Consider the following 13,654-nt stretch of genomic DNA (forward strand, 5'->3'; position numbering starts at 1 on the left):
ATCAGCAGTTTGAACAAGATTTTGTGACTGCTTCATGGAATAAAAAAGATTTTCTTACACTCATCAAAGCTTCTTTAAAATGCAGGATATTGATTGTTTTAACAACACCTTCTTTACCTTTTTGCTTAAATGACTGAATGGAATCCTTCATTGATGAAATCATCTCATTTTTTATATTCATTACCTTATCAGTTCCATCTTTGATAATGACCTCTGTTTTTTCAATAGCGTTTTTCAATCTTGATTTTGTTTGAGGATTTTGCAATGAATACAATAGATTTTTTATTTCATTCAGTTCCTTGCTCATTTCATGATAGTGCTTTTCCATATGTGCTATATAATCAACTAATTCTTTAGTTTCCATATGCTCATTATATAATCCATGGTCAAGAAGCATTTTAAGATACTCCTTGACCACTTCATTGCTATTGATTGGTAATTGTTTATCCATTTGTTAAGACCTTCTTTCTATCCGATGGTTTTGTTGTCATCAGTTCGTATAATCTGGTATTGGTTGGGAAACGATTAACAAATGGCACTAATGACTGACCATATCTAATCAACCCACAACCTGCCTGTGCATTAGTAATATGAACCAGCTGTTCATCTGAAATATTTAATAAATCAGCTAATCTGTTTCTATCCTGGTAAGCCTGATTCAGCATAATAATAAACTCACTATTTGATAACATGGTACTTGCTTGTACACTATCTAAAAGATATTCAACATTTTGTGTAATTCCCGTTGGAAAGCCATCTCTCTTTCTAAACTGTCTCCATGCTGAATTGAAGAAACTTGCACTATATTCATTTTCAAAAACGATATGAAACTCATCAATAAAAATGTGTGTTCTTTTACCCTCTAGCCAGTTTTGGTTGACCTTATTGATGATTGCATCTGTAATGACCAATAACCCCATTGTTTTAAGCTGTTTCCCTAGTGAATGAATATCATAGGAAATAATACGATTATTAACATTAACGTTTGTATGATGCGAAAAGATGTTCAATGATCCTTCAGTAAACAACTCCAGCTTAAGTGCCAGTTTTCTTGCTTCTGGTTCTTTTTGATTAAGCAGCTTCATTCTTAATGTTGAAAGCGTTGGCACAATGCCACTTTTTTCACTATCTTCATAGACTTCTCTAACACATCTGTCAATGATACTATGTTCAATGGAGTCTACTCCCTTTTATCAAGCTGTTCAAACAGTGACATAATAAATTCAGATTTATCACTCAATGGGTCCTTGCTGTCACCATAGCCACTGCTCATGTCCATTGCATTGATATGGTCATTTGAGCCAGCTGCAATTTTAATCACTTCACCACCTAATTCTTTTACAAGTGGTGTATATTCTGACTCAGGATCAGCAATTAAAATCGTATCATTGGTCGCTCGTGCCAGCACTGCTATCTGTTCTTTTGTAATGAACGACTTTCCACTGCCTGGTACACCTAGAATAAAAGCATTAGGATTTAATAGATTTTCCTTATTGCAGATAATCATGTTGTTGGTGATTGCATTTTGACCAAACCATATTCCACCTTTATCCATGACTTCCTGTGCTCTAAAAGGCATAAATACTGCTGTGCTTTCAGTCAATAAGGTACGAGTATTAGTTATATCCCTTGCCCCAATAGGAAGAACAGTATTCAAGCCATCAAGCTGTCTTTGAGAAAATGAAAAAGGCTGTAACTCACACATATACTTTCTGGCAATTGCCATCAATGTTTCGTTATCAGCCTCTAATTCTTCTTTACTGTCTGCAAGATGTACCAACGTAATATTCGCAAACATCATCTTTTGATCTCTTACTGTTAAATCATCTAGAAACTCCTTTGCTTCTTTACGCTGAGCTTCCATATCATAGGGTATAACAGCACTGAAGTTGTTATTTTCATTCTGCCTTCTTTGCCAGTTTGCAATATTGGTTTCTACGTTCAATAATCTTTTTTCAACTTCTTTGACTGCTTCATCAGTCTGAATTGTCAATATATCCATAGAATACATAAGATGCTTATTGAAATCACAAAGTTCTGAAACGAAGTTATCCTTAACATAGGTTGCATAATTGGATAAGAACATTACACATCCATACTTGTTATTGAATTTAAAATGCTGATGATAAAATTCTGGTGCATAGGGACAAATGCTATCCTTGAAATGCTTTCCTAATCTCATTGAACTCTGCAAATCAAAATGAAATTCTTCAGTACTGTCTGAACGATAAAAATCATGAAGTATCTTCAATCGTTCATTTAAGCTCAGTTCTTCCAGTTTTGAACCCAATTTAGAAAAATGTGTCGACAACTCATTAGTCACTCTGCTAAAAAATGTTCTAGCATCCTTGATGTTATTCTTAAAAACAGAAACAGTTATATACTTTTCCTGTTCAATGCCATTTGACTTTTCAATATTATCCAAGAGCATCTGGTTATACTCATTAGATAAATCATCCTTGCCATCTCCATGCATCTTTATCAGAATATTTTCTTTGATCTGGTTTAAGTCAACTTTTCTATTGTTGATTGTAATCTTGGTTACTGTTGAACTATCTAATGAATTAAGAAGTTCACTGTAATTAAGAAACATTCCTTCTTTTTCTTCTTTTGAAGCAATGGCATAATTAATATCACTAAAACGATAGGTCTTTGTGTATTTATTTCCTACCTGAAAAATGCCATCCTTATGGATGACATCAACATGAACAATATCCTGTGCAGACTTAGGAACCTTATATTTTTGCTTTTCTTTCTTTTTTAATTTTTCGTAACTTTTTATCATCTGATAAGCTGTCCTCCTTTTGTTTTTTCATAATCATCGGTTTTAATAATTCATAATAAATATTCGTAGGCATGAAATATAGCTTTCTATGACTAAGTATCAGTGAACGTATAGCTGTAACAAATATTTCTTCAGCATTCATTCCCTGATAGGTTACAAAGCCTAAAGCTGCTAAAGGCATTGCAACCAATATACAAAGCCAGCTTGTTATTTCTATACCAAAAGTATCAATTGCATAAAAATATACTATAACTGCCCCAATACATGCGAGGACAGAAAAAAGCATTGTCTCATGGTCAAGCCAAAGAAAATGCTTTCTGTATACTCACGTATTTCTTTATTTAATTTTATTTCCATAATTACCTCTTTATTTCTTTATTAACTTTTTTACAAATACTAAGTTTTAAAAAGCTTTCTATTTCACTACGTAATTTAATACGGTCATCTTTCCATTCCTTATAAGTTTCTGATTTTTTAATAACGTCAACAGCTGACTCTTCACTAAAAAATGTATATTAATAGATGAATTAAACATCTTCAAATAATATGAATATATTCTCTCTATTTCATCTTCAATAGAGTGTCCAAACATATCTTCATATTCTTCCTACATATTATAATCACATCTATTCATTATTTTTTTTAAGTTATCCTCTAAAGAATACAAATCAGAAGGAAAATCATAATCAACTAATTCTCCATCTATTTCAATAGGTATAACATATACATTTATATTTTCCTTTTTTAATACATTTAGAAAAAAATCAAATAAAATATCTACACAAACATTATCTTCTGTTTTAACTATTGCTTTTTTATAAACGTTTAATAAAGAAAGCAATTGTTCTCTTTCTCTTTTTTTAAATATCGAACACTATAATCCTTTGATAATTTAACAATCTTTTGATAATTGTCATTGGTATATTGTCTCTTTAACAAATCAATTAACGGATAGATAACTGACATTTTTAAATTGTTCCTATTTCCAGACTTATTATCAATGATATTAATCCTGATAAACCAACAGTTATTAATGTAAAAATAATATTGTAAAAATCTGTATTATACCATTCAATAATTCCTTTCACGATTTATCACCTCTATCTATCATAACAACAAGATTATACTCTATTTTAAATGTTAATTCTATCACAATTAAAGTCTCATTATATCCTTAACAACATGATCAATCATATTATAAAAATACACATACTATAACTACAATAATGCAGGCAAGAACATAAAAATATTACTTCATAGTCAAACCTCAAAAAAATTCTATATACTCACATATTTCTTTTTAAAAGAAATCTAAGATTGATTTGCTGATTTACTACTTTTAATCATTTATAGATTTTATTTACTATTCTCTTTACATACTGTATCTTTTTTATATCTCGCCAACTTCAATTTATCAAAGCAATGATATTCAATAAATCTAGAATGTATTCTTTTCTTCTAAAGCTTTAGAAAAATCAATTAAATTATCATAATGATACATTTCTATTCCTAGATATTTTATCTTTTCTCTCCTAGTACGATATGTTACATCATTATAGTCATCTCGTAATCCTGCAATAACCACATAATGCATTCTTGTGGAATCATATTGCCTAAACTCTTGAGGTAATCTATCTACATCAATACAAGCCTTTTCAAATTCTTTTGTTATTGATACGAAATTTGTTTCAATTTGGTATTTCCAATCAGAAATTTGATTTAAACCAGATCTTGTAGCATATCCTTCATAACCACTCTTAATTGTTGTACTTTTATGAGGTGCTTCTAACTCTACAAATAAAAATTCATATCCTCCAGAATTTTTTCCTACTATCAAATAATCTGCAAAATATGTTCCGGCACCAATAGAAAACTCCGGAAAAATAAATGTATCATGATGTCCAAAATCCTTGTAAATCAATAATGAGCCAATAATGTATGGTGCTGGAGTATGATTAATAAAATTTAGAATATCCCTTTCTCTAGATGTATTATCATGCACGAGTTGTTCAAACGCTTTAGTAAGTTCGCTCATTTTACCAGAAGCTTTCCAGTCAAATAACTCAATATGGTTATTTGGAAATAAGCTATTGTAATGCCTAATAGCCTCTGGATATTGAGAATATAGATTTCTTCTGCATAAACCCATTCCAATTTTTTCTTCCTCACGAATTCGTTCATATTCCTCCATTTCAAATTTAGTTGGACCCTTACAATAATCTCTTTGATATAATTTCATAAGTTAAATTCCCTTCAATTTCAATTTATCTGTTTGATTAAAAAAATTATATCATATATTATTTTTCAATAGAAGAAAATCTATAACCCCATCATATCTTTAACAACATGATCACTCATCTTAACAGTACCAACTAAAATCAACATATTAAAAATCAATTCGCCAATATATGACCATACCATGCTGACTGCACTTGCTGTTGTATCAACTGCTGGTGGTGACGCTGCAAATGCCGAAAAGATAATACAAGCTAGTACAATGATAGCACCTTCCATGCATACGCCCATATAAGACTTGATAAAAGTAACAGCCATATTCTGTGTACCCTCACCTGCCCATGAAGATAACGGAACTGGTGAAATGGCTGTATACATGTAAAGCTTAAAGTATCTTCCATAGACAGTTAGAATTAAAATAAAAGATAGTATTGTAATAAATAATCCTCCAAGCAGTGTGACTGCCCATAGTGGAATACTTTCTAAAAATCGCAATCTTCTACTGCTGTAATGATTTCTTTGGGCAGTGTAGTAGAAGTAGCTGCACCAATGCCAACAGTTGTCATAATCTTAGAAGTAATTCCTTGAATGATTTCAAAAATCTTCATCATCAGTTCCATGCCATAGACAACCATTGCTCGTGCAATCACAAATCTTAAAAATAATTTCAAAGCCTGTTCTGGTCTTTTGACCTGATCAAAATTAATACATGTTTTTAATACTCCTACTACAAAGAAAAGCACAAGTAGTGCAAGTCCAATAGCTACAAGTGCTCCATGTATTTTAGTAATAATCTGCCATATATGTCCTCCTCGAAATGTTTCAGGAGACTGTGTCAGTAATAGCCATATCTCTGCCAGTTTTTGATTCCATGTATTAATGGCATTGGTTAAGTTATCAATTATTCCGTCCAAAATTAACCACCTACAATCAAATTAAGAATCTCTTTTGCAAATGTAATGATGATACCACCAGCAACAGTTAAAAATCCATTGGCTCTCTGACTGGCATCATGGCTCTTTAATGAAAGTCCTACCTGCACAACTCCAAATCCAAGTAAAATCATACCAATTGCCCTAATAAGACTGAATATAAAATTAGATAGATTATTGACAACTGTCAAAGGATCACCTTCGGCATAAACATTGATAATTCCAAAATTTAAGAATAATACAAATAAAACATATAAGCTCAAATATCTTTTCATTTTTCTTGATAATTTCATTAATTTATTTCCTCCAAATTTCTTATTCAAAATAAAAAGTGCAGTTAAGCTATTCAAAGCCATAACCACACCTTATTGTATTTCAATTCTAAGATGACTGTTTAGCCATCAGATCATGAAAATATTCATCAATATCTTCATCACTTAAAAGTTCATAGTCACTGTCACTTAATAGAATATTTTGCCAGTCATCAATCATATGCCTTGCTTTTCCATGAACATATGCCTTAGCTTTTCCATCCCTTGTTTCATGTATATGAGGATGTTTAAGAATATCATACTTTTTATCAAATATAGGTCTTTCTCCTCTGATAAAAAGCAATGCATAATCATTATCCAAAAGTCTGACTTCATCAGCAGTCAACAGTTCCCTTCCTGCCTGCTGGTAATTTGTTGAATAGCTGCCACTTCTTCCTGATGATTTACCAAATGTATTTGTATCTAGCGTTTCTTTACCAAGATACTCCGACATAAACTTATGCGTTGACTGTTCATTCCCTCCAAGATAGTAAAGTGTATCATTATTTCCTACAATGGATTCCCATGAATCTTTATAAAGAGACTTGATCTGTGCTAAATTCTGTAAAATGATAGATACAAAGATTTGTCTTGAACGCATTGTCGAAAGAAGCTTATCAAACTCATCTGGTAAGGCAACATTTGCAAATTCGTCCATCAGAAAATGAACAGGTACAGGCAATTCTCCATCATGGACAATGTCTGCACTGTAATAAAGCATCTGGAACAGCTGTGTATACAGCATACCGATAATAAAGTTAAAGGTACTGTCATTATCAGGTATGACACAAAATATTGCTGTTTTTCTTTCACCAACTTGTTCAAGTTCTAGTTCATCAGTTGCAGTTAATCCTGCTATGCTTTCAAGATTAAAAGCAGCAAGACGTACACCAACAGAAATAAGAATTGATTTTGCTGTCTTACCAGCTGCCTGCTTATAGATTTTATACTGCTTCACTGCAAGACTTTCTGGATTTCTTAATTCAAGTCGTTCAAATAATTCATCAAGCGGTGATTGATAATCTTCATCATCTTCTCTTACGTCAGCAGCTGCAATCATTTCCATGACCATTGTAAAGTTTTGTTCCTCCTGAGGTGCTTCATGAAGAAGATATAGACATAAAGCCTCAAGAAGTGCAGTCTCTGACTTTTCCCAAAAGGGTCATTTGTTTGACTTCCCTTTGGTGTTGTATTTCTGATTAAATTTGTAATTAATTTTAGGACATCCTTATCATCCTTGATATAGGCAAAAGGATTATAGCAATGCGATTTGGTCATATTGATTAAATCAATGATTTTGATGACATAGCCATTCTTTTCAAGCAGATATCCAGTATCACGTAAAATTTCTCCTTTAGGATCTAAAATCACAAAACTCGTATTACATTGCATGACATTGGGTTTAACATAATACCTTGTCTTGCCTGCACCACTTCCACCAATAACAAGTGTATTGAGATTTCTGCGATGTTTCTTGCCATCAAGACCTATACGAACATTTTGTGATAACAGCTTATTTTGTGAGTAATCCTTATCGGCATATTTCTTATTGACCTGATAAGTCTTTGCCCACTTTGCTGAACCATATTCCTCGCTATGACGATAGTTCTTTTTGTTGGATAAATAAATTCCTATCCCACATATATAGATGACAATAAACAGCCCAATCGTTCTTAAACTTTCATCACACCATTGAATAGAAAAAGGATTATTCACTGCTTCACTCAACTGAGCAACTGCAACAAACAATCCTTCATACATATAGGGAGCAATCATTAAGGCAAGCCATATAACTGGTATAAAGCCTAAGACAAACAAAACAATATTTTCAATATGATTATCTTTCTTCATAGGCTATTCTTCCTTTAACTGGTGAAGCACATGCAGCCTTGCCAATGATAGTTTCAATAAAATCATAATTCTTATTCTGACGAATTTGATGATTTCTTAACTCTGTTAATGCATTGATGATAATTCTTCTTTCAATATCAGTAACTTTAATAACAACAACAGGTTCTTTATGATATGACATAAATTATCTCATCTCCCTGCTAGGCTGTGATGTTTCTAATGACTGCTGATGTGTCTTGTAAATCCCTCTTTCAATGCGACTGTAGACATCATTGGATAAATCCTTGATGTTGGTTAATTCCTCTTTGACTTTTCTAGCATCCATGCCAGAGAAATACTGACTCACTTCATTAGCAAATTCCATATTGCTAACTTTAACACCTAATTTTGAACATAAAATATAGGCAGAACTTTCAACTATAAAATGATCTCGCTGACGGTCAAAGTTAGTATACTGCTGATCGAACTCAGCATAACAGAACTCTCTAATCATTCCTTCTACTAATTCATTTTCCGAAAGATGACTGCGATAAAAGATTGTTTTCTCTGCTGGTGAATATAAAACACTGTGATGACTTACAAATGCATCATCATTAAATAAATGAACTGGAGCATTATAAGTCAATCCAGTAAAAATATTTTCTGTAGACATAAACGGCTGATTGACCTTAATCTTGCCATTGATTTGTGAAACATCAAAGACATACTTTACTGCATAGTTTGTACCTACACTGCCATCAGGTCTTTCATATTCTCCCTGTGGTTCAAGTATCTGAATACCCTTTTCACCTTTTTTGATATAATGCTTATCCTTACGCCAATGCTCACTATCCTTAAGCATCATTGCATCAGGCTTTTGTGCCATGACTAACAATGTATTTGCTACTGTATAATCTAATTGAGCAAGCATTGATAGATAGTGAATATAAGATGATGGTTCACTAATCACCTTCATTACCTGCATTTCGGACATTTCATATAATGAATTTTTTTGCTGCTTAATTTTTTCGATAAATTCCTCTTTGGGAAGTCGCTGAGGACTTTCCTTTTTTGTTTGATTTAATATTGAATAGATATCACTCATATTTTATCGCTCCTTTTTACGTTTTTTCTTTTTTGGTCTTTGATGATTTTGTGATTGTCTTTGCTTGACAGTTTGCTTTTTCTTTCCTTGATTTCATTTAATTCCTTGCGAACAGAAGGACGTTTAGTAGTAGTGGAAACTGTTCCCTCTAAAATAGGCTCGAACTGATTCTCGTCCTTCTTCTTCGTTCGAGCTAAAGTCGGGTTTTCTCTATTTGACTTTTCATCTTTCATTGAATCCATTAATGAAGCTACAAGACAATCATGTTCATCTTCATTCAATACTGGAACATCATTTAACTGTTGAGACTGCTTAGCCAGTACAGAATCTCTAATCGCTTTTGTATCAACTGTTGCAAGTTCAAATTTATCAACAATGCGACTAATCTTGCTTGCATCCTCTGCACGCACCATAATATCAACAATGCCATCAGTATTGTTTTTTCCTTTAGAACTGAATAAAGTACCCCATAACGTTTTGCCTCATTGCAGAATGTTTTGAGGTCTTCATGCCTGATTGCAAAAACCTTCAACTCTCTGCCTGACTTGAGCATTGACTGTAATCGAGTTTTCCCCTTCACTTTCTTTTTATCGGTTAGTATCGCATACAATGTGACTGCTAAAGACTTGGACGCCATGCCACCAGCTTTAAGTGCAACATTAGCTGCAACTTCTATACCCTGAAGTGTCATCCTTACTGCCTGATCTGCGGTTTCTCCACCTGTTGCCATTTTCATCACCCCTTTCCTTATCTAAAAATAATGACTCATCATATTGACTTTGATTGTCTGCTTAGATGCTTATCATCTTTTGCTTGTTCCATTTCCTCTTTATGAATTTTTTCAAGCTTATCTTTCATAACAGTTGAACGTTTCTTTATATCACCATAAAGTCTCACCGCCTTTCTAAGTTCCTTGATTTCATTTGATAAGGTTTCAATATCCTGTTGAAGCATTGTTTTTGTTTCAAGCTTACGGCATCGTTTTACTTTGTTGTAAAGACATCTTCTTTCTTTAACCAAATTTTCTAGCTTTTCATTCACTTCATTTTCCTTTTGTTCAAGTTCCTCTAAGGTATTGATTTGTTGTTTACCAAGCAGTGTTGCTTCTCTTGTAATCTTATCCATATAACGAATATCCTCCTTTAACAAAAAATACACCTTATTAGGTGCATGATTACGGATAATTCCCATTCGATACATATAATGAAAATACAATGCCTTGATTCCTTTTAATTTCTTTTGCTTTTCAAAATGACCATGAAAATAAAATGTTTTTTTCTTTACATGAGTAGGACCATCTACAAACATTGTATTGCTGAGAATTCTTTCCTTGATCCCATCCTCACTGTAATCCTCATCTTTAGATAAATTATGAAGTCTAAAAAATCTTGGAGCACCTGGTGGCTTGACAGCAATGTGCTTAACATTAGTCTTGACTTCATAATCCATCTCTTTAAGATTTCTAACAAACTGTGTAAAAGTTCTGCTGTTACGAATTGCACGATCAACATCATCCTTGATAAGCGTTCTTCTTGTAGGAATACGCTGTTTTTCAGCAAGCCACTCTGAATAGTGTTTTGCTTTCTTGGGATGCCTGATAACACTCAACGCATATTCCTTGCATAAATCATCTGACAATCTTCTAAACCTGTCATAATCAATATGCTTATTTAAAAATCTTTTATGCGTTGTCCATGAAACTGAATTAACAACGAAATGATTATGAAAATGTTTTTTATCAAGATGTGTCGTCACCAATACTTCAAAATCATTTCCCCACATTCTTTTGGCAAGCTCCACTCCAATCGCATGTGCTGTTTCTGCTGTCACCTCACCTGGACTAAATGACTGATAACAATGAAATGCTAGAACGCCATCTTCCTTTTGAGCAGCTTTTTTTGTACTGACCATCTGCTGTAAAACATTATCTGGAGAACAGTTGACACCACTGACATAAAACTGCTTTTCTGTTTTTAAATCATCTGCTGCATATTCAATCACATTTTCCAAACCTTTAAACTGATAATCATTCAAATCCTTATTTTCTGTTTTATCAGGATTTGAAACATATTCAAGAACACGTTTTAAGTTATCATTAACTGCCCATATTTTTGTTGTTGCCATTATGATTCCTCCAATGTTCTTGACTGGTTTATGCTTTCCATGATTTTTAAAATCTCCTGTTGAAGTCTTTCTGATTCATGTTTGTACTTCATGACATCAATAGATGATGTCTTATAAGCAATGACAGCTATCTGATTAAGATTGTTGCCAATCATCCTTAACTGTTTAATGATCTCAACAAGTTCATCAGTTGGTTTGTTGGCTGGTACAACTTTATTGATAAGTGACCTCAAATATTCCTCTCGTGAAAGCCCAGTCATGCTGACCAAGTTATTTAGTTTTTCAAATTCAAGTTGTGTTAAACGAATTTTAATTTCTTTTGTTCTGTTTATTTTTTTCTTTACCATCATCTTTCCTTTCAAAAAAAGTCCTATGTTCTTTTGAACATAAGACTGGTTTATTAATCTTCAATATCTTCATAGGGTTCTAAACCCATTTCTTCCCATGTCACACCATAAGGTGCTCCACCACTTGTATAACCTGCAATATAATAAAATGTATCATCCTGATCCATATTGATTAATGATTGAGTTTTTGCTTCAAGTTTTTTCTCTTTTTATTTCGCTTTCTATTAATCAGGGATTGCTGATGAGCCTTAACTGCTTTTTTCTCTTTTGCAATTTGTTCTTTGGTTAGCTTAACACCTAAGCGTTGCAATTCATCAACTGCCTTCAATCTATCTACTGCAAACTTTTTACGATAGCATTTAACAATATCCTTATTTTCATCATCATTAAAATGAGCAAGCCAGTTTTCTGCCTGTGGTTTTCTCTCTAAAAAGCTCATTCTTTTTTTAGCCTGCTTCCCCTTATTCTTTTTCATAAATCACAACACCTCTTTATATAACATTTATAGCATGGATACATCAAAATAACAACTTTCACTTTTGAGGGTCTTAGGGATTTTCCCTAACATGCTGACTTTGGGGACAAAAGTCCTTGCTTGCTACAAATACAGACATAAAGATAGTCTTTCATAATTTAAATATAAAAGATACCAATCAAAAAAATTAACGTGATGGTCTATCTTTCTTTTTTACTTTTTCCAATACACAAAATTCAGTATTTGTATGATGACTATAATCAAGAACAATGTCTTCATTATAATATTTCGATTTTAATTTTTCCAAAGCTTCTTCTTCACTTTTAGCTTCAATTTCTTCTTGATACTGTAATGTTTCAGTAACTTCCACTTTGTATTTTGCCATTATTTTTCACCTTGACCTTTCGTATTTATAAAAAAAGAATCAGCATTTTGTTCTAATTTTTCATACTGATTCTTGAGATTATTAAGTTCTTTTAGACGTGAATTAATAACTGTTAATTCATCATCCAATTGACTACGTTTATCTAGTTTTAATTGTTTTTGTTGTTCCAGTTTTTGTATTTCTTTTATGATTTTCTTAATCAAATACACCACTCTCCTATAAAAAAACAGTTCCTTTTTTTATAAAGTAACTGCTTAAAATATCATTTTATATAATAGTTATTTCAAATTATGCTCATCATATTCTTTTAAAATATTAACTGAAATCACTTCATCAAATTTAGTATAAATATTTTTCAAATATTCATAATCCTTTATATAAACAAGTTGTTCATATTTATCTTCTGATCTTTTTTCTCTTGAAAAAATTGCAATAATATTTTTCTTTTCATCTGCATTTGTTTGATTGTTATTTCTCAAACTTCTTGCATGAAAATCATCACCTATAAAAGCTACAACCATTTTATCTTCAGGACTTTCTATTGCAATTGGAAAATCTCTAGTATGCGTATGCAAATTTACCAAGACAAGATTAGTATCAGCATTTGCATAAATGATCTTGTTTATCTTTTTTATTCTTATAATCTTTTTACGGATTGTTCCAAAATCATAATGCTGTTCAGTCTTTATATTTTCTTCAGTTAATGTACCCAGTGCACAATGATTATAAAAATCTAAATCACTAAACACATTACGAACACCAGCAAGATGAGCAAAATCTTCCTTGTGAAAACAAACAACAACTGAATCTCCATCTTCTGTTATAACCAAAAACTCATTAGGTACAAGATATTTTTTGTATAATCTTGCCCCACTAATAACATCATTTTTTATTCTTTTTTTACTGGATTGATTCAAGTTATGCATTTTTATTTTCCCCTTATAAACAAAAAACAGGTCAACATGACCTGCTAATACTATCAAATTAAAAACAGGTTTTATCCTGGTCGCCAGGCTCGTATATTCTTCAATATACACTCGGACGAGATTATTTTTAAGACTATCTCTTGTCTACAGTATTGTTTCCTTACTGCTAGGCTCGTATATTCTTCAATATACACTCGGA

15 protein-coding genes and 4 pseudogenes are annotated in these 13,654 nt (G+C 32.2%); all 19 read right to left on the minus strand.

What is annotated here, in order from left to right; translation table 11 throughout:
* Position 1: 1 nt before the first annotated feature.
* The 19 genes and pseudogenes from NMU03_RS16395 to NMU03_RS16485 all read right to left on the minus strand — a co-directional run bounded on the left by NMU03_RS16395 (position 2) and on the right by NMU03_RS16485 (position 13,455).
* Positions 2–451, minus strand: coding sequence for a DUF6674 family protein (locus NMU03_RS16395; RefSeq protein ID WP_290139952.1), 450 nt, complete (start codon positions 449–451; stop codon positions 2–4).
* Positions 444–2,785: pseudogene (locus NMU03_RS16400) on the minus strand (VirB4-like conjugal transfer ATPase, CD1110 family). Before NMU03_RS16400 ends, NMU03_RS16395 begins: the two are co-directional and overlap by 8 nt.
* Positions 2,736–3,142, minus strand: a pseudogene (locus NMU03_RS16405) (PrgI family protein). Before NMU03_RS16405 ends, NMU03_RS16400 begins: the two co-directional pseudogenes overlap by 50 nt.
* 250 nt (positions 3,143–3,392) lie before the next feature.
* Entirely contained in the window at positions 3,393–3,626 is a 234-nt protein-coding gene (locus NMU03_RS16410) for a hypothetical protein (RefSeq protein ID WP_290139953.1), read from the minus strand.
* A gap of 597 nt (positions 3,627–4,223) precedes the next feature.
* The gene (locus tag NMU03_RS16415) at positions 4,224–5,024 is read right to left on the minus strand and encodes a Shedu anti-phage system protein SduA domain-containing protein (protein ID WP_290139955.1); all 801 of its coding nucleotides are present in this window, start codon (positions 5,022–5,024) and stop codon (positions 4,224–4,226) included.
* 80 nt (positions 5,025–5,104) lie between these two features.
* Complete coding sequence (locus NMU03_RS18135) at positions 5,105–5,515, minus strand: hypothetical protein (RefSeq protein WP_435372914.1); 411 nt, start codon at positions 5,513–5,515, stop codon at positions 5,105–5,107.
* A complete protein-coding gene (locus NMU03_RS18140; RefSeq protein WP_435372915.1) occupies positions 5,503–5,934 on the minus strand; it encodes a conjugal transfer protein TrbL family protein in 432 nt (143 codons plus the stop codon). The genes NMU03_RS18135 and NMU03_RS18140 overlap by 13 nt, the downstream gene beginning before the upstream one ends.
* 2 nt (positions 5,935–5,936) lie before the next feature.
* Positions 5,937–6,245, minus strand: coding sequence for a glutamyl-tRNA amidotransferase (locus NMU03_RS16425; RefSeq protein ID WP_290142375.1), 309 nt, complete (start codon positions 6,243–6,245; stop codon positions 5,937–5,939).
* A gap of 88 nt (positions 6,246–6,333) precedes the next feature.
* Positions 6,334–7,365: pseudogene (locus NMU03_RS16430) on the minus strand (VirD4-like conjugal transfer protein, CD1115 family); the annotation flags it as partial.
* On the minus strand, positions 7,320–8,114 hold the full coding sequence (locus tag NMU03_RS16435; protein WP_353956633.1) for a type IV secretory system conjugative DNA transfer family protein: 795 nt from the start codon (positions 8,112–8,114) through the stop codon (positions 7,320–7,322). The pseudogene NMU03_RS16430 and the gene NMU03_RS16435, both read right to left, overlap by 46 nt.
* On the minus strand, positions 8,101–8,295 hold the full coding sequence (locus NMU03_RS16440) for a hypothetical protein (protein WP_227358870.1): 195 nt from the start codon (positions 8,293–8,295) through the stop codon (positions 8,101–8,103). Before NMU03_RS16440 ends, NMU03_RS16435 begins: the two co-directional genes overlap by 14 nt.
* Positions 8,296–8,298: 3 nt before the next feature.
* On the minus strand, positions 8,299–9,198 hold the full coding sequence (locus NMU03_RS16445; RefSeq protein ID WP_290139958.1) for a hypothetical protein: 900 nt from the start codon (positions 9,196–9,198) through the stop codon (positions 8,299–8,301).
* Positions 9,195–9,934, minus strand: a pseudogene (locus NMU03_RS17875) (PcfB family protein). The gene NMU03_RS16445 and the pseudogene NMU03_RS17875 overlap by 4 nt, the downstream one beginning before the upstream one ends.
* 32 nt (positions 9,935–9,966) lie before the next feature.
* Positions 9,967–11,322, minus strand: coding sequence for a relaxase/mobilization nuclease domain-containing protein (locus NMU03_RS16460; RefSeq protein ID WP_290139963.1), 1,356 nt, complete (start codon positions 11,320–11,322; stop codon positions 9,967–9,969).
* Positions 11,322–11,669: a plasmid mobilization protein gene (locus tag NMU03_RS16465; RefSeq protein ID WP_290139965.1), complete on the minus strand. Its 348-nt coding sequence runs from the start codon at positions 11,667–11,669 to the stop codon at positions 11,322–11,324. Before NMU03_RS16465 ends, NMU03_RS16460 begins: the two co-directional genes overlap by 1 nt.
* A 172-nt stretch (positions 11,670–11,841) precedes the next feature.
* Positions 11,842–12,144, minus strand: a complete 303-nt coding sequence (locus NMU03_RS16470; RefSeq protein ID WP_290139967.1) for a hypothetical protein — start codon at positions 12,142–12,144, stop codon at positions 11,842–11,844.
* A gap of 187 nt (positions 12,145–12,331) precedes the next feature.
* Positions 12,332–12,529, minus strand: a complete 198-nt coding sequence (locus NMU03_RS16475) for a DpnD/PcfM family protein (protein WP_227358864.1) — start codon at positions 12,527–12,529, stop codon at positions 12,332–12,334.
* Positions 12,529–12,738 (minus strand): hypothetical protein, encoded by a 210-nt coding sequence (locus NMU03_RS16480; protein WP_227358949.1) that lies wholly within the window; start codon positions 12,736–12,738, stop codon positions 12,529–12,531. Before NMU03_RS16480 ends, NMU03_RS16475 begins: the two co-directional genes overlap by 1 nt.
* A 69-nt stretch (positions 12,739–12,807) precedes the next feature.
* Complete coding sequence (locus tag NMU03_RS16485) at positions 12,808–13,455, minus strand: PBECR4 domain-containing protein (protein WP_227358863.1); 648 nt, start codon at positions 13,453–13,455, stop codon at positions 12,808–12,810.
* Between the last annotated feature and the right edge of the window lie 199 nt (positions 13,456–13,654).

Source organism: Allocoprobacillus halotolerans (assembly GCF_024399475.1).
Taxonomy (GTDB): Bacteria; Bacillota_I; Bacilli_A; order Erysipelotrichales; family Coprobacillaceae; genus Allocoprobacillus; species Allocoprobacillus halotolerans.